This is a genomic window from Streptomyces sp. RK9, assembly GCF_045070545.1.
Classification (GTDB): Bacteria; Actinomycetota; Actinomycetes; order Streptomycetales; family Streptomycetaceae; genus Streptomyces; species Streptomyces alboflavus.
The window spans coordinates 3413623-3436347 of sequence record NZ_CP173703.1 but is presented as its reverse complement, the minus strand read 5'-3'; the positions used below and the strand labels follow the sequence as shown (position 1 = coordinate 3436347).

Here is a 22725-nt window from a genome sequence, read left to right as displayed (position 1 = left end):
GTGCGGCCCTGTCCCGTACCAGGATGTCCGCATGTCAGACACGAACATCACCCCCACAGCGGCGGGCCCGGGCCCGCTGCCCCGCCAGGTCGCCGACACCTACGTCGACGAGCTCATCGCCCTGGACCCCGTCACCGGCACCTACCTCGGCGTCAAGGAGAGCCACAGCGAACTCCCCGACCTCTCCCCCGCGGGCCTCGACGCCCTCGCGGCGCTCGCCCGCACCACGCTGGCGCGGCTCGACGAGGCCGAGGCGCGCCCGGGCGCCGACTCCGACGTGGAGCGGCGCTGCGCGCGGCTGCTGCGCGAGCGGCTCACGGCGGAGCTCGCCGTGCACGACGCCGACGAGGGCCTGCGCGCCGTCGGCAATCTGCACACCGCGCCGCACGCGGTCCGGGAGATCTTCACGGTGACGCCGATGGACACCGACGAGGACTGGGCGGCGATCGCCGAGCGGCTGCGGGCGGTGCCCGGCGCGTACGAGGGCTACCGGGCCTCCCTGGAACTCGGCCTGGAGCGCAAGCTGTTCGCCGCGCCCCGGCCGACGGCGACGTTCATCGAGCAGCTGACGCAGTGGGCGGGCGCCGAGGGCGGTCCCGGCTGGTACGAGGAGTTCGCGGCGGACGGGCCGCAGGCGCTGCGGACCGAGCTGGACACGGCGGCGAAGGCGGCGACCGGCGCGGTCGTGGCGCTGCGCGACTGGATGCGGGACGTGTACGCCCCCGCGATCGAGGGCGCGCCCGAGGTCGTGGGCCGGGAGCGCTACGCCCGTCTCTCGCGCCACTTCAACGGCACGGACCTGGATCTGGACGAGGCGTACGCGTACGGCTGGGCCGAGTACCACCGGCTGCTCGGCGAGATGCGGACCGAGGCCGAGAAGATCCTGCCGGGCGCGGCCACGCCGTGGGCGGCGCTCGCGCACGTCGACGAGCACGGCGCGCACATCGACGGCGTCGACGAGGTCCGGCAGTGGCTGCAGGACCTCATGGACGAGGCGATCGAGGCGCTGGACGGCACGCACTTCGAACTCGCCGAGCGAGTGCGGAAGGTGGAGTCGCGGATCGCCCCGCCCGGCGGCGCGGCGGCCCCGTACTACACCGCCCCCTCCGAGGACTTCTCGCGCCCCGGCCGGACCTGGCTGCCCACCATGGGCGAGACCCGCTTCCCCGTGTACGACCTGGTGTCCACCTGGTACCACGAGGGCGTGCCCGGCCACCATCTGCAGCTCGCGCAGTGGGCGCACGTCGCCGAGGACCTGTCCCGCTACCAGGCGACCGTGGGCATCGTCAGCGCCAACGCGGAGGGCTGGGCGCTGTACGCCGAGCGCCTGATGGACGAGCTGGGCTTCCTCACCGACCCCGAGCGGCGCCTCGGCTACCTGGACGCGCAGATGATGCGCGCCCTTCGGGTCATCGTCGACATCGGCATGCACCTGGAGCTGGAGATCCCCGCGGACTCCCCGTTCCACCCCGGCGAGCGCTGGACCCCCGACCTCGCCCAGGAGTTCTACGGGGCGCACTGCAGCCGGCCCGCGGACTTCGTCGAGAGCGAGATGACCCGCTATCTGACGATTCCCGGCCAGGCCATCGGCTACAAGCTCGGCGAGCGCGCCTGGCTGCTCGGGCGCGAGAACGCGCGGCGGCGGCACGGGAACGCGTTCGACGCGAAGGCGTGGCACATGGCGGCGCTTTCGCAGGGGTCGCTGGGGCTCGACGACCTGGTGGACGAGCTCTCGGCGCTCTGAGGCGAGCTCTCGGCGCTGTGAGGCGGGACGGGGCGGGCGCCTTCGCGGCTCCCGCCCCGTCCTGCTCCCCGGCCCTGGGCCCGGCTCCGGCCCAGGGCCCGCCGTCACTGCCGGATGCCGCCCTCGGAATCGATGACCTGCCCCGTGATCCACTCGGCCTCGTCCGTCGCGAGCCACGCGATGAGACGGGCCGGGTCGTCGGGCATGCCCCAGCGGCCCGCAGGGAAGAGGGCGGCGATGTCGTCGTACGCGTCGCCCGTCATGTAGTCCGTGTCCACGGGGCCCGGGTTGACGGTGTTCACCGTGACGGCGAGTTCGGCGAGCGTCGTCGCGAGCGACCGCGTCGCCGAGGCCAGCGCGCCCTTCTGCAGGCCGTACGCGATCTCGCCCGGCATGCCGCCCGCGTTGTCCTGGCCGGACGTCATCATCATGACGCGGCCGCCGGGCGTGCGCGGCGGGAGCCCGGCGCGCAGCCGCGCGTACGCCTGCACGAGCAGGATCACCGAGCGGGTGTCGACCGCCCAGTGCACGTCGAGCATGGACGCGTCGATCTCGTCGAGAGTGCCGTCCATGCCGCTGCGGGCGTGGTTGGCGACGAGGATGTCCAGGCGCCCGCCGAGGGCTTCGGCCGCCGTGGCGACGAGTGCGGCGGGCGCGTCGGCGTCGGAGAGGTCGGCCGGGCCGTGACGGACGAGGGCGTCCGGGTCGGCCCGCGCCGCGCGCACGGAGGCGGCGACGTCCTCCGGCCGGTCGGCGCCCCAGGGCATCTCGGCGTCGTGCGGGACGTGGTGGTGCAGATAGACGCTCGCCCCGTACGCGGCGAGGCGGCGGGCGACGGCGTAGCCGATGCCCCCGCGACGGCTCGCGCCGGTGACGAGGGCGGTGCGCCCCCGCAACGGCAGCGGGTCACGGCGGAGTTCGGCTGCGGTGGGCTGAGGAAGCTGAGGCATGACAGATCATGATGGGGCTCGCGGCTCACGGGCGCACGCGATTAACCACGGGACGGGCAAGATCGGCCAGGCGCCGGGCTCGGTCGTGTGCGAGGCGAGCGCCCGTTGTCAGTGGCTGCTGCCACGATGCCCGTCATGACACCTACGGAGATCGTCACGGCGTTGTGGGACCGCATGCAGGCACGGGACTGGACGGGCGTGGAGGCGCTGCTCGCCGAGGACGTCGTCGTCGAGTGGCCGGTCAGCGCCGAGCGCATCGTGGGCAGGGACAACTACCTGCGCGTGAACGCGGAGTATCCGGAGGGCTGGTCGATCCGGCTGCTGCGGACCGTCGCGGCCGGCGACACGGTGGTCTCGGAGGTGGAGGTGCCGCACGAGACCATGGGGACACACCGCGTGGCGTCCTTCTGGACGGTGTGGGACGGGCGGATCGTGGCGGGCCGCGAGTACTGGAGCGAGCTGGGCTCGGACCCGTCGCCCCCGTGGCGGGCGGACTTCGTGCAGCCGATGTGAGCCGGGGCCCGCCCTCCGTCCGCCCGGCTCAGCAGCCGCAGTCCGCCCCGTCCTCGGGAGCCGTCAGCGGGTCCGCGGCGCGCCGCTCGGGTCCCTCCCAGTTCTCGTACGCGAAGCCCTCCCTGACCCAGTACTCGAAGCCGCCGAGCATCTCCTTGACCTGGAAGCCCAGCTGGGCGAGGGCCAGGGCGGCGCGGGTCGCGCCGTTGCAGCCGGGGCCCCAGCAGTACGTGACGACGGGGACCGACTTGTCCAGGATCTGCTCGGCCTGGGCCGGGATGAGCGCGGTGGGCAGGTGGACGGCGCCGGGGACGTGGCCCTGGTCCCAGGACGCGGTGGAGCGGGAGTCGAGGACGACGAAGCCGGGGTCGCCGTCGGCGGCGAGCGCGGAGGCGACGTCGGACACGTCGGCGTGGAAAGCGAGGCTCGCGCCGAAGTAGGCGGCGGCCGCTGCGGGGGCGGCCGCGGGGACGCGCAGGACGGCGTTCGTGACGCCGGGGTTCGCGGCGTTCGTGCTGGTCGCTGCGTTCGTGGGGACTGCGGAAGCGATGTGGTTCATGGCCAAAAATCTATGGCCGTGGCCTCCTGTCCTGAAGGGGCGATTCCCTGTCCACCTCTTGATCAGCCGGGGTTTTCCCTGTTTCCTCTCGGACATGACCGCTTATTCCACGGACGCCACCGACTGGCGCATCCTCGACGTCCTCCAACGGCAGGGCCGAGCCAGTTACGCCGAGCTGGCGCGCGCCGTCTCCATGTCCCCGAGCGCGGTCACCGAGCGCGTGCGGCGCCTGGAGGAGGCCGGCGTGATCCAGGGCTACGCGGCCGTGGTCGACCCGGAGCGCCTCGGCCTGCCGGTGCTCGCGTTCGTACGGCTCCGCTATCCGAACGGCAACTACAAACCGTTCCACGACCTGGTCGACGCGACGCCGGAGATCCTGGAGGCGCACCACGTGACCGGCGACGACTGCTTCGTGATCAAGGTCACCGCACGCTCGATGCGGCACCTGGAGGAGGTCTCCGGCAAGATCGGCGCCCTCGGCTCGGTGACGACGAGCGTCGTCTACTCCTCACCGCTGACCAGGCGGCCCCTGGGCCAGTGAGGCACCGCGCGGCACCGCGTCGGCCGACGTCCCGCCTCAGCCCGCGCCCCGCTGCCGCACCACCGACCCCGCCCTGCCCTTCACGACCTCCAGCTGCGCGTGCACCCGGCGCCGCAGATCCGCGACGTGGCTGACGATGCCCACGCTGCGGTCCCGCTCCCGCAGGGCGTCCAGGACGTCGAGGACCTCGTCGAGCGTCTGGTCGTCCAGGGAGCCGAAGCCCTCGTCGACGAAGAGGGTGTCCAGGCGCACGCCGCCCGCCTCGTCCGTGACGACGTCCGCGAGGCCGAGGGCGAGCGCGAGGGAGGCGAAGAACGTCTCACCGCCGGAGAGTGTGCTCGCGTCGCGCTCCCGGCCCGTCCACGCGTCGACCACGTGCAGGCCGAGGCCCGAACGGCCGCGGCCGGTGCGGTCGTCGGAGTGGACGAGGGTGTAGCGGCCCGACGACATGCGGTGCAGCCGGGCGGTCGCCGCCGCGGCGACCTGCTCCAGGCGGGCCGCGAGGACGTACGACTCCAGGCGCATCCGGCGTTCGTTGTCCGCGGATGTGCCCGCGGCCAGCGTGGCGAGGCGGGCCACGCGGTCGTGCGTCTCGCGCAGCGGGGCGAGCCGCCGGGCGGCGGCGGCCGACCGAGCGGAGAGCCGGTCGAGCTCGGAGCGGCGGCGGGCGGCGGCGTCGCACGCGGACGCGACCGTACGCACGCGCGCTGCGGTCGCCTCGGCGGCGGACTCGGCGGCGGCGAGCCGCGCGGGGGCTGCTGCGCGGCGGCGGCCGCGTCGGGCTCGGCGAGCAGCGCGCGCACCGCGGCCTGCTCGTTCTGCCAGGCGTCGATGCGGTGCTGGAGCTCGCGGTGGCCGGAGTCGTCGATGAGGGCCGCCGACGCGGCGGCCGGGGTGTCGAACCCGGCGCGGTAGGCGGCGTCGGCGAGCCGGGCGTCGGCGTCCTTGAGGCGCTGGGCGGACTCGTCGGCGGCGCGCGCGGCATCGGCGGCGGCGGTGAGGAGGGAGGCCTGCCGCTCCAGCTGCGCGGCGCGCTGGGCGACGCTGGCGGCGGTGCCGCGCGCACGGGCCAACTCCTCCTCCAGGCCCGTCTGTTCGGCGGCGATGGCGTCCCGGAGGGCGGCGCGCGAGTCCACGCGGCGGGCGGCCTCCTGCTGCGCGGTGACCCGGCGGTCGTGCTCGCGCTCGGCCTGGGCCAGCCCCTCGCGGGCCGCGTGCAGCCGCGAAGCGCGGTCCCGGGCCTCCGTGTGCGCGGCGCGCAACTCCTCGACGGCCGCGGCGAGTTCGGCGACCGGCGTGCCGGAGGCGGCCGCGGTGGCGGCGGCGAGCGACTCCCGTACGGCGGCGAGCTCCCGCTCGGCCGTGCCGCGCGCCTCGTCCGCGCGCTGGTGGGCGGCGAGGGCGGCCTCCTCGGCGGCGCGGTCGACATGGCCCGCGGACTTCCGCGCGGGGGCGGGGTGTTCGGTGCCGCCGCAGACGGCGCAGGGGGCGCCGGGTGCGAGGTTCGCGGCGAGTTCGGCGGCGATGTCCGCGAGGCGCTGCTCCTTGAGGCCGAGCCAGTGCTCGCGGGCCGATCCGGCGCGCTCGCGGGCGGCGAGGGAGCGTTCGGCGGCGGCGTCGGCCTCCTGGGCGAGGCGGTCCCGGCTGCGGGCGGCGTCGAGCTTCTCCTGCGCGGGCTGGAGCCGTCCCGCGAGGTGCTCGGTGCGGGCGGCGGCGTCCTGGGCGTCCTCGATGGCGTCGCGCAGCCGGATCCTGCGGGCGTCCCAGTCGGCGAGCCAGCCCTCGGCCTCGGCGAGGAGTTCGTCGTCGGACCGCTCCTGCTGGTCCAGGTCGGCGCGCTGGGCGGTGAGTTCGGCGAGGCGCGGCTCGGCGCGACGGGCGGAGGCGAGGCCGCCCAGGTCCTCGCTGGCCCGGCGGGCGGCGTTCGCGAGGCCCGCGGCGCCCTCGTCGGCGTACGTGGCGGGGAGGTACGTCCGCGCCCGCGCCTCCTCGGCCGTGGCGCGGTGGTGCTCCTCGTCGGCCTCGGCGCGCAGGGCGAGGGCCGGGGCGACGGTCTCGGCCTTGCGGGCCCGCTCCATGCGGGCGGTGCGCTCGCGGTGTTCGTCGGCGCGCTCCTCAAGCCGGGCCGCGCGCTCCGTGGCGTCGGCGAACCGCCGTTGCAGCCGCGCCAGTTCGCGTACGTCGTCGAGCTCGGCGGCCGCCTCGGCGTGCGCGGACTCGGCGTGGGCGAGGGCGCTGCGGGCGACGTCGAGGCGCTCGCGGGCGCCCGCGCGGGCCACGGCGGCCCACCCGAGCACGGCGTCCGCGAGCCCCGGGTCACCGGGGGCCGCGTCCGGCAGCGGCAGCTCGGCACCCGCGCCCCCTGCCTCCGCCGCCTGCTGCATGCGGTGCGCGTCCGCGAGCAGTTCCGCGTCGCCCTCGCGCACCCTCGCCTCCGCCGCGCGCCGCTGCTCGGCGAGGCGTGCCTCGACGGCGGCGAACCTGCGGGTGTCGAAGAGCCTGCCGAGGAGCTTGCCGCGGGCCTCGGCGTCGGCCCGCAGGAAGCGCGAGAAGTCGCCCTGCGGCAGGAGGACGACCTGGCAGAACTGCTCCTTGCTCATGCCGAGCAGCTGGCTGATCTCCTCGCCGATCTCCTGGTGGGAGCGGCTGAGGTCCCGCCATCCGCTCGCGTCGACGGAACCGGCGGACGCGGCCGCCTCCATGGCGGCGCCCGCCTCCGTGGGGGGACCCGGCTCCATCACGGCGCCCAGCTCCGTGGCGGGGTCCGGCTCCGTGGCCCGGCCCGCCCCGGCCGAGGCACCCCCGGCCGAATCGCCACCCACGACGACAGCCCCCTCGGCCCCCGCGCCAGCAGCACCACCGGCACCCGCACCCGACGTCCGGTCGGCCCGCGCCCCACCCCCGTACTCCCGCAGCCAGCTCTGCGCCTTGTCCGTCGTCGTGCCCGTGCCGCGCTTCTTCGGGCGCTCCCAGGGCGGCTGCCGGGTGATCTCCAACCGGCGTCCCGCGACGGTCAGTTCGAGGCGCACCTCCGTGCGGGTGCCCGGGCTCGCGTGGTCGCTGCGCAGGGTCGCGCCCTGGCCGCTGCCCTGGCGGGGGCCGGGGACGGAGCCGTACAGGGCGTAGCAGACGGCGTCCAGGACGGATGTCTTTCCCGCGCCGGTCGGGCCGTGAAGGAGGAAGAGCCCGGCGGCCGAGAGCTCGTCGAAGTCGATGTCCTGGGTGGTGCCGAAGGGACCGAAAGCGGTGATGCGCAGCCGGTGCAGCCTCATCGGGCCACCTCGCGCAGCACGTCGTCGGCGCGGACGGCGTCGAAGGCGTCCCGGAGCACGTCCCGCTCGCGCGCGTCGGGGCCCGCGCCGCGCACATGGGTCACGAAGTCCTCCGCGATCTGCTGGTCGTCGCGGCCCTTGAGCCGCTGGGCGTACGACACGTCGGGGTCCTCGGGGGCGCGGTCCGGGTCGAAGGCGAGGCTGAGTGTGTGCGGGAAGCGCTCGCAGAGGCGGGCCATGGGGTCGTCGGGGCGCACCGGGTCGGTGAGCGTCGCCTCGACCCAGGCGTCCTCGTGGCGGGCGAGGTCCGGGTCGGCGAGGAGCGTCTCGATGTCTCCCCGGATGCGGGCGAGGGGCCGCGGCACCGGGCAGTCGATCCGCTCGGCCTCGATCTCCCCGGCGGCGCCGAGGTCGAGCAGCCACATGGTCTTGCGGTGGGCGGACTCGGAGAAGGAGTACGGCAGCGGGGAGCCGCTGTAGCGCACGCGCTCGCTGATGGCCTGGCTGCCGTGCAGGTGGCCGAGCGCCACATAGTCGACGCCGTCGAAGACTCCGGCGGGCACGGCGGCCACGCCGCCGATCGTGATGTCCCGCTCGCTGTCGCTGGCCTCGCCGCCGGTCACGAAGGCGTGGGCGAGGACGACGGAGCGGGTGCCCGGCGTCCGGGCGGCCAGGTCGGCGCGGACCCGCTCCATGGCGGCGCCGAGCACCGCCTCGTGGCCCGCCCTGCGCACCCCGAACTCGTCCTTGACCAGAGCCGGTTCGAGATACGGCAGGCCGTAGAACGCCACGTCCCCGTGGGCGTCGGACAGGACCACGGGCTGCCCGCAGCCCGCGGGGTCCGTCCGCAGGTGGATGCCCGCGCGGTCGATGAGCCCGGCGCCGACGCCGAGGCGGCGCGCCGAGTCGTGGTTCCCGGAGATCATCACGGTCGGCACGCCGAGATCGGCGAGCCGGTGCAGCGCGTCGTCGAACAGCTCGACGGCGGCGAGCGGCGGCACCGCCCTGTCGTACACGTCTCCCGACACGACGACGGCGTCCACCTCGCGCTCACGTGCCGTGGCGACGAGGTGGCCGATGAACTCGGCCTGGGCGTCGAGCATGTTCACGCGGTGGAACGCGCGGCCCAGATGCCAGTCGGACGTGTGCAGAATTCTCAAGACGCCGCTCCGGCCCGCATGCTCGCTCATCCCTCCCGTGCCTCGGATCGAGGACCGCCGGATCGCGGACCGTCCCAGCACGGGCCCCGCCGACAGCACCCACCACGCTAGCGCCTGTCGGCACCTGCTCGATCACGGACCTCAATATGCCCCGGGCGACGGCTGCTCTTCCGGGGACCGGTACTCGGGCGGCTGCTCCTGCTCGGCGGAGGGCGAGGCGGACGAGGGGGACGGCGAGGACGGGGAGACGGACGGCGAGGGGGACGAGGGTGAGGGGGACGAGACCGAGGGGGACGGGGACGACGAGGACATGGACAGGGACGGCGACGGGGACGGTTGGTCCGGCGGCGGCTGCGTCTCCTTGTCGCCGGCGCCCGTGTCGCCCTTGTCGCGCTCGAACCACTTGCCGCTCTTCGGGTCGTACATCACGAACACGTTGACGACGTGGGCGGCGGGCGCCACGAACACGACGTTCGACGGGCGGTAGCCGGGCCAGGTGTCGCCCGTCCGCTTCGGGGTGCCCTGCTGCGCGACGGGCGGCAGCAGCGGGTTGCCGCAGGCACAGCGCACCCGCGGCACGCCCCGGTCGTCGACGAGCACGGCGGTCCCGGCCTGCAGGACCGCCTGGTAGGCGGTGGGGGCGCCGTCGCGGTAGCCGTGGTTGGTGACGCGGGTGTCCATGCGCAGCTGCGCGGGTGTGAGGGCTCGCAGGTACGCGGGGACGGCGGCCGCGTCGATGGCGAGGACCGAGGCGAACGCCTTGTTCTTCGCCGGGTCCTTCCCGAGGACCTCGACCTGCTTCTCCACGTCGCAGGCCCCGACCTTGCGCGTCCCGCCGTAGAGGCCGGGCGCGGCGCCGTCGACGCCGCGCGTCACGTTGGCCGACGCCGAGGTGCTGGCCACGGGCGTCGGGGACGGCGGGGTGTCGTCGTCCCGGGCCGTCGACTCGGTGAAGGGGTCGGGGCCCGACTTGCCCGCGGCCTGGAGGAGGACCTCGCCGCGGGACTCCTTGGTGCCCTCGGGCCGGGTGAGGACGACGATCAGCACCACGGCGGCCACGACGGCGAGGCCGATCATGGCCACGCGCGGCGCCGACCGCCACCAGGGGCGCTCCGGCTCCGGGCTCCCGCCGGAGCCCTCGGGAGGCTCGTGCGATCCCCCGTCCCCGCCCGGTCCCCGGCCGCCCGGCGGACCCGAGGGCCGGTCCCCGCCGGGCGGCGGCGTCGCACCGGACGGGCCCGCGCCCGGGGTCCCGCTCTGCTGGGTGGCGCCCGGCTGCGAGGGGCCCGAGAGCGGGCCGGAGGGGGGTCCTGTGGGGCGACCTGACGAGGGCGGTTCGACGCTCACGAGACTTCTTCCCTGCGTAGGGGGCTGCGTAAGGGCTGTGTGCGGGCTGCCTACGGCCTGCGGACGGGCTGGGTGAAGGGCCTGTGGCGCGCGGACCTGATCCCGATTTCAACCGTTCCGCACGCTTCATTCCCTTACGCGCCTATTGTGTGTACCGGTTCATGGGAGCCCGCAAGCCGACGCGGTCGGCCCTCCCGAGGGGCGCGCCGACGCGGTGCTGCTTAGCGTGACAACGTGAGTCACCAGACACCGCCCGGCCGGGCGGGCACGCCGGGCGCCCCGCAGAGCCGACGGGACCCCCACGGCTGGCCGCACGCCGTACTCGCCGTACTCGCCTCACTGGTGGCCATGGCCGTCGTCGCCGGGCTCGGCCTGTGGGCCGCCGGGGCCGGGGACCTGCCGGACGGCGCGTTCCCCGCCGTCGTCGCCGCGGTCGTCGTCATGGCGGTCGGCGGCTCCGTCGGGCTCTCCGGCGGCGCAGGGGGGATCGCCGACACGGACGCGGGACTTTCCGTGGTCCCGCTCTCGGTCTCCCTCGTCGGCGCGCTGGTGATCGCCGCCGGGTTCCTCAGGCCGCTGCGGCACCGGGCCGTCACCGACACCAAGGAACTGCTCGGCTGGGCCGCCCGGATCGCGCTGCTGTGGGTCCTGCTCCTCGTGGGCCTCGGCCTGGTGGCCGACCACCGGTTCACCATCGAGCTCGGCGAGGGGACGGCCGCCGACATCGGCGACCTCCTCGGCGCCTCGCCCGAGGTCGGGTTCGAGACGGACGTACTGCCGACCGTCGTGTTCGGCCTGCTGTGGCTCGCGGGTGTGTTCGCCATGGCGCTGCTGGTCTCGCGCGGGGCCCCGCTCCCCGCCCGTCTGGTGCGCTTCCAGGAGTCGGTGCGTCCGGCGGCGTACGCCATGCTGGTGCTGCTGCTCGCGTACGTCGCCCTGGGGCTCGTCATCGGCGTGATCGTGGCGGCGACGCAGGGGCACACCGCCGAGACCCTCGCGGTGCTTCTGCTCGGGCTGCCCAACCTCCTCTGGCTCGCCTTCACCCTCGGGCTCGGCGCGTCCTGGGAGGGCCGGGTGGACGGTCCTTTCGGGTTGCCCATGCCGCGCGTGCTCGACCAGGTCCTGCGGACGCCGAGCGACTCCACGCTCAATCTGCGCACGCTCTCCGACCACGACGACCGGGTGTGGCTGCTGCTGGTCGTCGCGGCGGTCATGGTCCTCGGGGCCGCGTTCCTGATGGCGGCACGCTCCCCCGCCCGGATGCGGGCCTGGCAGCACGCCGTGCACATGGCGGTGGCGCTGGCCCTCACCGTGTTCACCGTCTGCCTGCTGGCCGGCGTCTCCGCCCACGCCGGCCTGTCGCTCCTCGGCATCGGGGACCTCGGCGGCGGCCTGACCGGCCTCGTGAAGCTGCGGCCGCACCTGGGGACCGCGGTCCTGCTCGCGGTGGCCTGGGGCCTGGTCGCCGGGTTCATCGGGGGCCTGCTCGCGCGGCCGGTGCACCGGCGCGGCGAGGTGGGGGCGGAGAAGCGCTGACGGGCGCCGGCACGCCCCCGACCAACCCGGCGACCAGGCCCCACCCCCCTACGGCTGTCGCGTCGGTTGTGCGGCCAGGGCCCGGCGCCACTGCTCAGTGATCGACCGCCGCAGGTGTTCGGTGTCGATGGCGTCCGGGTCGAGCAGTCGTTGCAGCCCGATCCCGCGGAGCTGCGCGACGATCGCCGTGGCGACCTCCGCGGGCACGAGATCGCCACGGACGGTGCCGTCGGCGATTCCGGCCGCCACGTCGTCGCGCAGATCCGCCCGGAACGCTTCATCCCGTTCGCGGAAGACCGACGCGAGTTCGGGCGTGGTGAGCGCCTCGGTCCAGAGCACCAGGAACGCGCGCTGGGCCGTGGCCCCCCGGCCGATTTCGCCGATGTAGCCGTCGACAAGACCGAGGAGGCGGTCGAGGCCGGGGCGCAGCTCGTCGAGGCCCGGCACGAACCCGGCCTGCACGCTGCGGGCCAGGCGTTCCAGAAGAGCGTGCTTCGAGCCGAAGTGATGCGTGACGATGCCGCGGCTGTACCCGGCTCGCTCACCCACCCCCGCCAGCGTCAGGGCGCGCGCTCCCCGCTCGACGACGAGTTCGGCGGAGGCCGCGAGCAAGGCCGCCTCGGCCTGTTCGCGGCGCTGTTTCTGAGTACGACGGGGGGTCGGCATGCGGCATCCTCACTATCTTGCTTGCTGTCCAACAAGTTTATATGGTTCCGTTGATCCCCGAGAAGGTCCCGAGGATCAAGACGCACGACATGATCCGTGACCCTGCCTGAGAGGCAGTGACACATGGCGCCCGCGGTGTTCGTGCACGGAAATCCCGAGACGGCGGCCGTCTGGGGGCCGCTGCTCGACGAACTGGAGGCCGCCGGCGCGGCTCCGGACGGCCTGGTCCGGCTGTCCCCGCCCGGGTTCGGCGCGCCGCTGCCGCCCGGGTTCGGGGCGACGGTCCTGGAGTACCGCGACTGGCTCGTCGACGAGCTCGGCCGCTTCCCCGGCCCCGTCGACCTGGTGGGCCACGACTGGGGCGGCGGACACGTCCTCAACACGGTGATGAGCCGTCCGGACCTCGTACGCAGCTGGGTCAGCGACACGATCGGAGTCTTCGAGCCGGACTACGTCTGGCACGAGCTGGCCCAGCGATGGCAGACACCCGGAATCGGGGAGGCCGACGTGGCCGCGCGCTTCGGCGCCCCCGTCGAACAGCGGACCGCGACGCTCGTCGAGCGGGGCATGGCCGAGACCGTGGCCGCACACGTCGCCCAGGGCCAGGACGAGGCGATGGGCCGGGCCGTGATCGCGCTCTACACCTCCGCCGCACCACCGGTCATGTCCGGTCTCGGCAAGAACCTGGAGAACGCGGCGCGGCGGCCGGGTCTGGTGCTGCTCGCCACGGCGGACCACGTGGGGGGGATCCGTCGAGCAACGGCGCCGCGCCGCGCGCAGGGCGGGCGCCCGCGTGGAGGTCCTCGACGGCCTTGGGCACTGGTGGATGACGCAGGACCCCGCCCGCGGCGCAGCGGCTGTCGCCCGCTTCTGGGCGTCAGTGGAGCCGCGACAGGCCTAGGGCTCCGACGATGCGCCGGACGGGCCCTGGTCGGGCAGCCGCCGGAACACCGGCCGGGCCCAGCCGGGCGGGTCCGGAGGCGCCCCCGGGTCCGCCGGGGCCTCCACGACCTGGAGGTCGACCTGCGTCGGCGGGTGACCCTGGGCGCTGCCCGTGACGGCGGCGCGCAGCGCGGCCACGAACTCCAGGCAGGAGCCGTACCGCTCGTCGGGGCTCTTGGCCAGCGCCTTCGCGAGGACGCCGTCGAGCGCTCCGGGGCTGCCGGGGCGCTTCTCGGTCAGGCGGGGCGGCTGGTCGTACTGGTGGGCCCAGAGCAGCGCCATGTCGTCGTCGCGCTGGAACGGCGGCCCGCCGGCCATGGTCTCGTGGACGACGCAGGCGAGGCTGTAGACGTCGCACCTGCCGTCCACGGGGCGGCCCGAGATCTGCTCCGGCGCCACGTAGTCGAGCGTCCCCACGAACTGGCCCACGGACGTGAACCCGGTCAGCGAGAGCGACTTCTTCGTCAGGCCGAAGTCGGTGAGGTAGACGTGCTCCGGGTGATCGCTGTCCGTGCCCTTGGCCACCAGGATGTTGCCGGGCTTCACGTCGCGGTGGACGAGGCCGTGGTCGTGGGCCGCGTCGAGCGCGGACGCGACCTGCGCGGCGATGCGCAGGGCCGTGCCGACGGGGAGCGGGCCCGAGCGGTCGAGCAGATGGCGCAGGTCGAGCCCGGGGACGTAGCGCATGGCGATGTAGAGCACGCCGTCGGTCTCGCCCGCTTCGAACACCGGGACGATGTGCGGATGCTCGATCGCGGCGGCCACGCGTGACTCGTGCGTGAAGCGCTGCCGGAACGTGTCGTTGCGGGCCAGCTCGGGGGCGAGCAGCTTCAGCGCGACGGTCCGGTCGAGGCGCAGGTCCTTGGCGCGGTAGACGACGGCCATCCCGCCGCGCCCGATCTCGCTCTCCACCCGGTAGCCCGCGATCTGCTTCCCGATCAGGTCGGAGGGCCGCCCGGAGTGCGAGCTGCCGCTCGCCGGAGCCTCGCGCGGGGCGCCGCCCATCAGGCGTCACCGGGCCGGGCGGGCGGGTCGGGGTCGACCGTGACGGGCGGGATGCGGCGGGTGGGGTCCTCACCGTACGGATCGGGGGTGCCGCTTCGGCCGTACGGGTCGGGGGTGCGGCTCCGGCCGTAGGGGTCGGGTGCGGCGCCCCGGCCGTACGGGTCCGGGGTGCCGTTCCTGCCGTCCGGACGGTCCGCCGCACCCGGAACCGGACCCGCCCCCGGCTCCGGCACGGCCTCGACCACCTGCGTCGGCTCCGGCGCCCCCGCCTGCCCCCCGTTCGCCGGGGCCCCGTTCCGCGCGGCCCCGCCGCCCCCGTCGCCGTGCACGCTCGGCCCCTCCTCCGCCGCGTACGTGCTGAGCCGCGCCCCGTCGCAGTACACCCACCGCTCGTGTTCGGCGTCGTAGAGCCACACCGACTCGCCGTCCACGATCATGCCGACGCGCAGGCCGCGGGTCCGGCGGTGGAAGGACTCGCCGTCCGCCGTGCCGCTCGCCAGTTCCTCGGCCGCGCGCCGGTAGCGGGTCAGCGCGTCCTCGGAGCGCGCGAGGAGTGGGCGCGGGTCGGCCGTCCGGGTCAGGGGATGGCCCGCGGCCGGCGGGTCCTGCGGCACGGCGACCAGGAGGCGGCCGTCGACCCAGGCCGACCAGCCGTTGGCGCAGACGACGCGGCCCCAGTCGCCGAGCCGGTCGACCAGGCACACGGGCAGCAGCGCGTCGAGCGGTGTCGTCGGCCGGGTGGCGTCCGGCGCCTCCCAGGCGGGCAGCCCGTCCTGGGGGACGACGTGTGTGGGCCGGAAGTCCGCAGTGGTCATCTCGTCCGCTCCCGCTCCTGTTCGCCGCTCCCGCGCTGTCCCTGCTCGCCGGTCACTCGTCGTCGGCCGCTGCCCGCTACTTCCGCATGATCGCGGGTTCGTGCCGCCGCAGCAGCCTGGCGACGGCGTACCCGAAGACGACCGAGAGGGCCACCAGCGCGCCCATGTTCAGCAGCCAGACACCCGCGGAGTGCCGGAACAGCGGATCGGCCGTCAGCTCCCCCGGGACGATCCGGCCGAGCCCGATGGTCCCGGCCATCGCGCCGAGCGCCCACCGCGAGGGCACCAGCCACGCCAACTGCTCGACGCCGGGCACCCCGTGGAGCTTCAGGAGCGCGCCGCAGAACACGACCTGGACGATGGCGAGCAGCACGAGCAGCGGCATCGTCACCTCTTCCTTGCGCACCAGCGCCGAGACGAGCAGGCCGAGCATCATGGCCGTGAAGGCGAGCAGGGCCACCGCCAAGGTGATCTCGACCAGCGGCGGCAGCAGCACTCCCTCGCCTGCGGGCGCGTTGAGGTCGACGCCGAGCAGGGCCACCAGGGTCAGCACGACGGCCTGCAGCACGGTGATGGTGCCGAGCACGACGACCTTGGACATCAGGTACGCCGATCTGGAGAGCCCCACGGCCCGTTCCCGCTGGTAGATCACGCGCTCCTTGACCAGTTCCCGCACGGCGTTGGCGGCGCCGGTCAGGACGCCGCCGACGCACAGGATGAGCAGCGCGTTCATCGCCGTCTCCTGGGTCAGCCTGCTCCCGGCGAGCGCGCGGGCCATGGCGCCCATGACGAACGGCAGCGCGATCATGATGGCGAGGAACGTCCGGTCCGCGCCGAGGGCGGCCGCGTACCGCCGCACCAGGGTGCGCAGTTGGGAGCCCCAGCTCTGTGCCTTCGGCGGCGGCGCGAAGGAGACGGCGGCCGCGCCGCCCTGTCCGACGCCGCCCTGCGGCAGCAGGTACGGCTGCGCCGAGGAGTTGACGATGTACTGCTGGTGGAAGGGCGACTGCCGGTAGCCCCCGGCCCAGTCCCGGTCGCGGTCCCCCTCGAAGGCCTCGAACGCCTCGGGCCACTGTGTGTAGCCGAAGAAGGGGAGCGCGTCCTGCGGCGGCCCGTAGTAGGCGATCCTGCCGCCCGCCGCGAGCACGAGGAGCCGGTCGCACACGTCGAGGCTGAGCACGCTGTGCGTGACGACGATGACGGTGCGACCGTCGTCGGCGAGCCCGCGCAGCATGTGCATCACGGAGCGGTCCATGCCGGGGTCGAGCCCGGACGTCGGCTCGTCGAGGAAGAGCAGCGACGGCTTCGTGAGCAGTTCGAGGGCGACGCTCACGCGCTTGCGCTGGCCGCCGGAGAGGCTGTGGATGGGCTGGTCGACGCGTTGTTCAAGGCCCAGCTCGCGGATGACCTCCTCGACCCTGGCCCGGCGTTCGGCCTTCTCGGTGTCCTGGGGGAAGCGCAGTTCAGCGGCGTAGCCGAGGGCTCTGCGCACGGTGAGCTGCGTGTGCAGGATGTCGTCCTGCGGTACGAGGCCGATGCGCCGGCGGAGTTCGGCGTAGTCGCGGTAGAGGTCGCGGCCGTCGTAGAGGACGGTGCCGCCGTCGGCGGGGCGCAGTCCGGTGAGGGCGTTGAGGAGGGTGGACTTCCCCGCGCCGCTGGGGCCGACGACGGCGAGCAGGCACTTCTCGCCGACGGGGAAGGAGATCCGGTCGAGCAGCGTCCTGCGGCCCCGGTCGACGGCGACGGTCAGCTCCTGCACGTCGAGCGACACCTCGCCCGTGTCGACGTACTCCTGCAACTGGTCCCCGACGAGGCAGTACGCGCGGTGGCCGACGCCGACGATGTCCCCGGGCATGACGGGGGCGCGGGCGACCGGCTGGCCGTTGAGGTAGGTGCCGTTGTGGCTGCCGAGGTCCACGATCTCGTAGCTGCCGTCGGCGAGGAACCGCAGCTCCGCGTGGCGGCGGGAGACGACCAGGTCGTCGACGACCACGTCGTTGTCGGCGGCGCGGCCGATGCGGACGGTGCGGGTGGGCAGCGGGCGCACGGTCGTCGGCTGCCGGAAGGTGCCGGTGGCCGAGGGCGTGCGGACGGCGGAGGGGCGCTCGGGGGCGGCGGGCGGGGGCGGCTCGCGGCCGACGAGCACCGCGCGCGGGCCGTCCGTGGCGTTGCCGAAGCGCAGGACGCTGCCGGGGCCGACGCTCCACTCCTGGACGCGGTGTCCGTCGGCGTAGGTGCCGTTCGTGCTGTGCTCGTCGGCGATCGTCCAGTGGTCGAGCTCGGCGTGCAGGACCGCGTGGTGCCAGGAGACGCGGGCGTCGTCGAGGACGACGTCGCTGAGCGGGTCGCGGCCGACGTGATAGTCCCGGCTCGGACTCATCACCGTGGAGCCGGTGTCGGTCTCGAGGACGAGTTCGGGCGCAGTCGGCTTCACGGGCCGCTTCCCCATGCCCGAATTCTACCTATTCACGCCCGTTCACGCCTGGGCGCGGGGGCGAGGTCGCCCGCCCCTGGGGCCGGACCCCACCCGGTGCGGGCCCCGGCCACCCTCAGGCGTCCCCGTACGCCTCTCCCCCGAGCTCGAAGGACGCGCTGCCCGCCGTGGCGTCCGCGAGCCACCCCTTGAAGGCCTCGACGTCGGCGTCGGGAAGGCCGATCTCGATGGTCACCGCGTCCCCGTACCGCACGTCGCGCACCTCGCGCCCCGCCGACCGCAGATCGTTCTGGATCTTGCCCGCGCGCTGGTGGTCGACGGTGACGGTGGCGAGCCGGAAGCGCCTGCGGGTCAGCGTGCCGATCGCGTCGAGCGCCTCGCCGACGGCTCCTCCATAGGCACGGATCAGGCCGCCCGCGCCGAGCTTGACGCCTCCGTAGTAGCGGGTCACGACGGCGACGACGTAGCGCATGTCGCGGCGCAGCAGCATCTGGAGCATGGGGACGCCCGCGGTGCCGCCCGGTTCGCCGTCGTCGCTCGCCTTCTGTACGGAGGCGTCGGCGCCGATGACGTACGCGAAGCAGTTGTGGCTGGCCGTCGGGTGTTCCTTGCGGACGCGGGCGACGAAGTCCTGGGCCTCCCGCTCGGTGGCGGCGGGTGCGAGCGCGCACAGGAAGCGCGAGCGGTTGATCTCGGTCTCGTGCACGCCCTCACGGGCCACGGTGCGGTACTCGTCCTGCATCAGGCCACCCTATGCGCTCCCCGCGCGGGCCCCCCGCGCGCCGGTCGCCGGGCCCGACGCGGGAGTCCCGGACCGCGCCGCGCGGGCCGCCGGTACAGTGATCGACTGTGACGTCACCCTCGAAGTCCACCGGCGAAGTAACCGACGAGACCGGCATATTGGGCGCGCTCCTGGCCGCGGAGCCCGTCGTCGTGGTCGAGACCCGCGAGGACCCGGCCGACGCCGTCCTGTTCCCCGAAGAGGTCGCGTACGTGGCGAAGGCGGTGCCGAAGCGCCAGCGCGAGTTCACCACCGCGCGGCACTGCGCCCGCACCGCGCTCGCCCGCATCGACGTGCCGCCCGGGCCCATCCTGCGCGGCGACAAGGGCGCGCCGGTGTGGCCCGAGGGCGTCGTCGGCAGCATGACGCACTGCCTGGGCTACCGCGCGGCGGTCGTGGCCCGCGCCGGCGCCGTCATCTCCGTCGGCGTCGACGCCGAGCCCGCCGAGCCGCTGTCCGACCCGGGCGTCCTGGAGCTGGTCAGTGACGAGAAGGAGCGCGCCGCGCTGGCCGCGCTCGCCGTCACGGAGCCCGCCGTCCCGTGGGACCGGCTCCTGTTCAGCGCCAAGGAGACGGTCTACAAGGCGTGGTTCCCGCTCGCCAGGCGCTGGCTCGGCTTCGAGGACGCGCACCTGGACATCCGGGCGGACGGCACGTTCAGCGCCGAACTCCTGGTGGAGGGCCCGGTGGTCGCGGGCGCGCGCCTGACGGGGTTCTCCGGCACGTGGCTGGTGCGGGACGGGGTCGTCGTGACGGCCATCGTGATGCGGGCGGGGCAGGCGGGCTAGGGCTCGAGGCGGCCTCCCCCGCGCCGCCGCGCGCGCCGGGGCACGCTCAGGCGAGCCCCGCCAGCGTCCCCCAGAACATCTCCTCGTAGTCCTGGAGCAGCCGCCCCTGGCGCAGTGCCGTCGCGGGCGTGAGGCGCTCCAGGTCGATGCCCTCCTGGAGCGCGGCGAGGATCGCGCGGTCGAGGTCGGGCGCGGGCCCGGCGAAGAAGTCGAAGAAGCCGCAGGCCTCGTCGGAGAAGCCGTAGTGCCCGCGCAGCGCCCGCGCGAGCGCGCCGCAGTAGCCGCCCCACGCCGCGAAGTTGGCAGTCAGGGCGAGCACGGCGTCGGCCGGTTCGGCGTTCAGGGCGAGCCACGCCACGTAGGCGGGATAGGCCTGGCAGCCCGCCGTCGGGACGTACGCCGCCGCCTGCTCCGCGTCCACCCCGCAGGCGACGAGCAGCGGGCCGAGCCGGTCGAGGGCCACCGACTCGCCCTCGGCGAGCGCCGCGAAGAAGGCCGCGCCCGCGGGCAGGCCCGCGTCGGCCGAGCGGGCGGCCAGGTGCAGGAAGGACCGGCGGTCGGCCGGGATCACGCGGCACTGCTCCAGGGCGAGTGCGGCGAGCGCGCGCCGGTCGGCGGCGCCGTCCGCGACGAGCGGGACCAGCGGGTTGGCGTGCGACTTCGGGGCGAGCTCCGCCGTCGCGCCGTCCAGGAGTTCGCGGGGCGTCGGTGTCATCGGTCGGCCTCTCCGTGCGTACGGATCTTATGGAACCTATGAAACACAAGTGACTTGCGTGACTCATGCGACCAACGGCGCTTTTCGGTACGGCTGCCGCGGATGCTAACTTCTACAGTGCTGTAGAACTTGGTCGGCGACAACCGCCGGCACCAACTGATGGAGTTTTTCCATGGCCCTGTGGGACCGCTTGAAGGAATCCGCGTCGACGATGCAGGCGCAGCTGACGGCGAAGAAGAACGACCTCACGAGCGGGGCCTTCCGCGACTCCAGCATGGCGATGTGCGCCCTTGTCGCCGCCGCCGACGGCACCGTGGACGCCGCCGAGCGCCAGCGCGTCGCACAGCTGATCGCCACGAACGAGGTGCTGCAGAACTTCGCCGCGGACGACCTGCGGGCCCGCTTCGACGCGTACGTGGACAAGCTGACGGCCGACTTCGCGTTCGGCAAGGTGAGCGTGTTGCAGGAGGTCGCGAAGGCCAAGAAGAAGCCGGCCGAGGCACGTGCCGTCATCCAGATCGGCATCGTCATCGGCGGCGCCGACGGCGACTTCGACAAGGACGAGCAGGCCGTGGTGCGCGAGGCGTGCTTCGCGCTCGACCTGCCGCCGCACGAGTTCGACCTCTGAGCCGACCTCTGACCGGCTGATGGGCCCGCGCGTCACAGCGGCGTGGCGGCCCGCAGGACGAGCACCATCGTCACCGTCGCGTTCGCCGAGGACATCGCGGACACGACGGTGCCGCACGCGGCGCCCCAGAGCGCGAGGCCCATCGCCGTGAACAGCGAGGGCCGGGTGCGGGCCGCGGGCGCCGGGCCGAGCAGAGCGGCGACGCGCCGCGGCACGGGGCCCGCCGCGGCGAGCCCCGCGAGCGCGGGCCCGGGCGTGCGCGGCCGGGCGAGCGCGGCCTTGCCGATGGCGCGCGCCACCACACGCCGGTCCCGTACGACCGCCGCGGCCTCCTCGTCGGCCCATCGCTCGGCGGTGTACGCGGTGGCCGTGCGCAGCGGCCGCAGGAACGGGTTGGCGCGCGCCGCCAACTGCGTCACCAGCAGGAACCGGTGGTGGCGCGCGGTGAGATGGGCCCGCTCGTGGGCGAACAGGGCGCGCCGTTCGGCGGGTTGGAGCCGGTCGAGCAGCGCGCGGCTGACGACGACGCGCCCGTGCGGCGCGCCCCGGCCGCTCCTCCCGGTCCGGCGCCGCCCCCGTGAACGGCCCTCGGCCCGCCGCTCCTTGCCGGGAAGCGCGTAGGCGTACGCCGCGGTCGCGTCCGGCAGCACGGCCACCGACGTACCGGGCAGCCCCGCGAGCGCCCGCCACCCCCGGCGCCGTACCGTCGCATGCCGCCACAGCGTGCGCGCGAGCGCCGCGCAGACGATCGTCAGCGCCGGGATCGCGGCCCGGCCCGCGACCTCGTCGTAGGGCAGCGCGGCGCGGACCTCGGGGTCCGACCAGCCGTCGGGCAGCGGGTTGCCGGGGAGTTGGGCGGTGCCGACGACCATGAGCAGGGCCAGGCAGAGCGTGCTGCACACGGCCATGACGGCGGCCAGCGCGGTCAGCAGGCGGGTCGCGGTGCGCGGGTGCAGATGCTGGGCGGCGAGCCGGGCGACCGGCCAGGCGGTCAGCGGCAGCACGAGCGGCAGAAAGACGAAGAGCCCCATGGCGAGCGGTCAGTCCTCCGCGCCCGCGGTGCCGCCGGCCTCGCCGAGCAGATCGCGCAACAGCCGCTCGTCGTCGGCGGACAGGGTGGTGACGAAGCTGGCGAGCACCGCCTCCCGGTCGCTCTCGCCGTCGAGGACCTTGCGCATCCGCAGCGCGGCGAGCCCGGCCTCGTCGGCGGTGGACCGCCACACGAAGGAACGGCCCGCGCGTTCACGTGTCACCACGTTCTTGGCGAGCAGGCGCGTGAGGATCGTCATGACCGTCGTGTACGCGAGGTCGCCGCCGATGCGCTCCTGCACCCAGGCCGCGCTCACCGGGCCGCGCGCGCCGTGCAGCGCCGCGAGCACCTGGGCCTCCAGCTCGCCCTGCCCGCGTCTGCGCGGACGCGGCTCCCGCGACCCTTCCATGTGCTGCGTCATACCGTGCCCTCGCCTCCCGTCGCGGTGTGCCGCGCCTGCCGCCGCCGCGCGCGCTTCCGTCGTCTCCCGCTCCCTCGCATCACATACCTCACGTATGTCGCGTACGTCTCATAGGGAGCGCCACATCGTAACGGCCGGAAGGGGCTGTACCCCCTTCGGACGCTTCTACACTCATGTAGATTCTAAGTCCCGGCCCTGACCACGGCCGGAAGCGATTCTCGGTAGCGGACCACAGGAGGACACGTGGGAGTTTCCCTCTCCAAGGGCGGCAATGTCTCGCTGAGCAAGGAGGCGCCCGGCCTCACGGCCGTGCTGATCGGCCTGGGCTGGGACGTGCGGACCACCACCGGCACGGACTACGACCTCGACGCCAGCGCGCTGCTCTGCGACGACTCCGGAAAGGTCGTCTCCGACCAGCACTTCATCTTCTACAACAACCTCACGAGCCCCGACGGCTCCGTGGAGCACACGGGCGACAACCTCACCGGTGAGGGCGAGGGCGACGACGAGGCCGTGAAGGTCAACCTCGCCGGGGTGCCCCCGCAGATCACGAAGATCGTGTTCCCGGTGTCGATCCACGACGCGGAGAACCGCGGCCAGTCCTTCGGCCAGGTCCGCAACGCGTTCATCCGCGTGGTGAACCAGGCGGACAACCAGGAGATCGCCCGCTACGACCTCTCCGAGGACGCCTCCACGGAGACCGCGATGGTCTTCGGCGAGCTCTACCGCCACGGCGCCGAGTGGAAGTTCCGCGCCGTCGGCCAGGGCTACGCGAGCGGCCTGCGCGGCATCGCATCGGACTTCGGCGTCAACGTCTGACGCCCGCCGGGGCGGCGCCGCGGACATCCCGGCCGGCCGCCCGGCCCGACGGCGGCGCG

General features: G+C 74.4%; 19 protein-coding genes and 2 pseudogenes. 8 read left to right on the top strand and 13 right to left on the bottom strand.

From position 1 onward, the window contains the following. Positions 1-31: 31 nt before the first annotated feature. Positions 32-1744: a DUF885 domain-containing protein gene (locus AB6L24_RS14135; RefSeq protein ID WP_405655468.1), complete on the top strand. Its 1713-nt coding sequence runs from the start codon at positions 32-34 to the stop codon at positions 1742-1744. A gap of 104 nt (positions 1745-1848) precedes the next feature. Here the strand turns inward: AB6L24_RS14135 and AB6L24_RS14130 are convergent, their stop codons facing one another. Beyond that, positions 1849-2694, bottom strand: a complete 846-nt coding sequence (locus AB6L24_RS14130) for an SDR family oxidoreductase (RefSeq protein WP_405655467.1) — start codon at positions 2692-2694, stop codon at positions 1849-1851. 135 nt (positions 2695-2829) lie between these two features. Here AB6L24_RS14130 and AB6L24_RS14125 point away from each other — a divergent pair, with 135 nt between their 5' ends. Then, entirely contained in the window at positions 2830-3207 is a 378-nt protein-coding gene (locus AB6L24_RS14125) for a nuclear transport factor 2 family protein (protein ID WP_405655466.1), read from the top strand. Positions 3208-3235: 28 nt separating this feature from the next. Here AB6L24_RS14125 and AB6L24_RS14120 read toward each other — a convergent pair whose 3' ends face one another. Then, on the bottom strand, positions 3236-3766 hold the full coding sequence (locus tag AB6L24_RS14120; protein WP_405655465.1) for a rhodanese-like domain-containing protein: 531 nt from the start codon (positions 3764-3766) through the stop codon (positions 3236-3238). A 94-nt stretch (positions 3767-3860) separates the two neighbouring features. Here AB6L24_RS14120 and AB6L24_RS14115 point away from each other — a divergent pair, with 94 nt between their 5' ends. After that, on the top strand, positions 3861-4307 hold the full coding sequence (locus AB6L24_RS14115; protein WP_405655463.1) for an Lrp/AsnC family transcriptional regulator: 447 nt from the start codon (positions 3861-3863) through the stop codon (positions 4305-4307). 36 nt (positions 4308-4343) lie between these two features. On the opposite strand, the pseudogene AB6L24_RS14110 reads toward AB6L24_RS14115, so the two are convergent. From AB6L24_RS14110 to AB6L24_RS14100, 3 genes and pseudogenes are all read right to left on the bottom strand, one after another. Beyond that, positions 4344-7579, bottom strand: a pseudogene (locus tag AB6L24_RS14110) (AAA family ATPase). Next, a complete protein-coding gene (locus tag AB6L24_RS14105; protein ID WP_405655461.1) occupies positions 7576-8739 on the bottom strand; it encodes an exonuclease SbcCD subunit D in 1164 nt (387 codons plus the stop codon). Before AB6L24_RS14105 ends, AB6L24_RS14110 begins: the two are co-directional and overlap by 4 nt. 141 nt (positions 8740-8880) lie before the next feature. Continuing rightward, positions 8881-10086, bottom strand: a complete 1206-nt coding sequence (locus tag AB6L24_RS14100) for a DUF6777 domain-containing protein (protein WP_405655459.1) — start codon at positions 10084-10086, stop codon at positions 8881-8883. Positions 10087-10320: 234 nt separating this feature from the next. Here AB6L24_RS14100 and AB6L24_RS14095 point away from each other — a divergent pair, with 234 nt between their 5' ends. Then, the gene (locus AB6L24_RS14095) at positions 10321-11622 is read left to right on the top strand and encodes a streptophobe family protein (protein ID WP_405655457.1); all 1302 of its coding nucleotides are present in this window, start codon (positions 10321-10323) and stop codon (positions 11620-11622) included. Between the two features lie 48 nt (positions 11623-11670). Here the strand turns inward: AB6L24_RS14095 and AB6L24_RS14090 are convergent, their stop codons facing one another. Further along, entirely contained in the window at positions 11671-12288 is a 618-nt protein-coding gene (locus AB6L24_RS14090) for a TetR/AcrR family transcriptional regulator (protein ID WP_405655456.1), read from the bottom strand. Positions 12289-12411: 123 nt separating this feature from the next. On the opposite strand from AB6L24_RS14090, the pseudogene AB6L24_RS14085 reads away from it, so the two are divergent. Beyond that, positions 12412-12993 (top strand): annotated as a pseudogene (locus tag AB6L24_RS14085) (alpha/beta fold hydrolase); the annotation flags it as partial. A gap of 192 nt (positions 12994-13185) precedes the next feature. On the opposite strand, the gene AB6L24_RS14080 reads toward AB6L24_RS14085, so the two are convergent. From AB6L24_RS14080 to AB6L24_RS14065, 4 genes are all read right to left on the bottom strand, one after another. Beyond that, entirely contained in the window at positions 13186-14235 is a 1050-nt protein-coding gene (locus tag AB6L24_RS14080) for a serine/threonine-protein kinase (RefSeq protein WP_405655454.1), read from the bottom strand. Further along, positions 14235-15050, bottom strand: a complete 816-nt coding sequence (locus AB6L24_RS14075; protein ID WP_405655452.1) for a hypothetical protein — start codon at positions 15048-15050, stop codon at positions 14235-14237. Before AB6L24_RS14075 ends, AB6L24_RS14080 begins: the two co-directional genes overlap by 1 nt. A gap of 76 nt (positions 15051-15126) precedes the next feature. Continuing rightward, complete coding sequence (locus tag AB6L24_RS14070; RefSeq protein ID WP_405655450.1) at positions 15127-17499, bottom strand: FHA domain-containing protein; 2373 nt, start codon at positions 17497-17499, stop codon at positions 15127-15129. A gap of 100 nt (positions 17500-17599) precedes the next feature. Beyond that, positions 17600-18226: a YigZ family protein gene (locus tag AB6L24_RS14065; protein WP_405655448.1), complete on the bottom strand. Its 627-nt coding sequence runs from the start codon at positions 18224-18226 to the stop codon at positions 17600-17602. 107 nt (positions 18227-18333) lie between these two features. Between AB6L24_RS14065 and AB6L24_RS14060 the strand changes: the two genes are divergently transcribed. Then, the gene (locus AB6L24_RS14060) at positions 18334-19053 is read left to right on the top strand and encodes a 4'-phosphopantetheinyl transferase (protein ID WP_380858288.1); all 720 of its coding nucleotides are present in this window, start codon (positions 18334-18336) and stop codon (positions 19051-19053) included. 46 nt (positions 19054-19099) lie between these two features. On the opposite strand, the gene AB6L24_RS14055 is transcribed toward AB6L24_RS14060, so the two are convergent. Next, positions 19100-19768, bottom strand: coding sequence for a transcriptional regulator (locus tag AB6L24_RS14055; protein WP_405655446.1), 669 nt, complete (start codon positions 19766-19768; stop codon positions 19100-19102). Between the two features lie 172 nt (positions 19769-19940). On the opposite strand from AB6L24_RS14055, the gene AB6L24_RS14050 reads away from it, so the two are divergent. Next, positions 19941-20396: a tellurite resistance TerB family protein gene (locus AB6L24_RS14050; RefSeq protein ID WP_030358673.1), complete on the top strand. Its 456-nt coding sequence runs from the start codon at positions 19941-19943 to the stop codon at positions 20394-20396. Positions 20397-20428: 32 nt separating this feature from the next. Here the strand turns inward: AB6L24_RS14050 and AB6L24_RS14045 are convergent, their stop codons facing one another. Both AB6L24_RS14045 and AB6L24_RS14040 read right to left on the bottom strand, forming a co-directional pair. Next, complete coding sequence (locus AB6L24_RS14045) at positions 20429-21427, bottom strand: M48 family metalloprotease (RefSeq protein WP_405655444.1); 999 nt, start codon at positions 21425-21427, stop codon at positions 20429-20431. 9 nt (positions 21428-21436) lie between these two features. Then, positions 21437-21847: a BlaI/MecI/CopY family transcriptional regulator gene (locus AB6L24_RS14040; RefSeq protein WP_405655442.1), complete on the bottom strand. Its 411-nt coding sequence runs from the start codon at positions 21845-21847 to the stop codon at positions 21437-21439. A gap of 243 nt (positions 21848-22090) precedes the next feature. On the opposite strand from AB6L24_RS14040, the gene AB6L24_RS14035 reads away from it, so the two are divergent. Then, positions 22091-22666, top strand: coding sequence for a TerD family protein (locus tag AB6L24_RS14035; protein WP_030358670.1), 576 nt, complete (start codon positions 22091-22093; stop codon positions 22664-22666). The last annotated feature ends 59 nt before the right edge of the window (positions 22667-22725 follow it).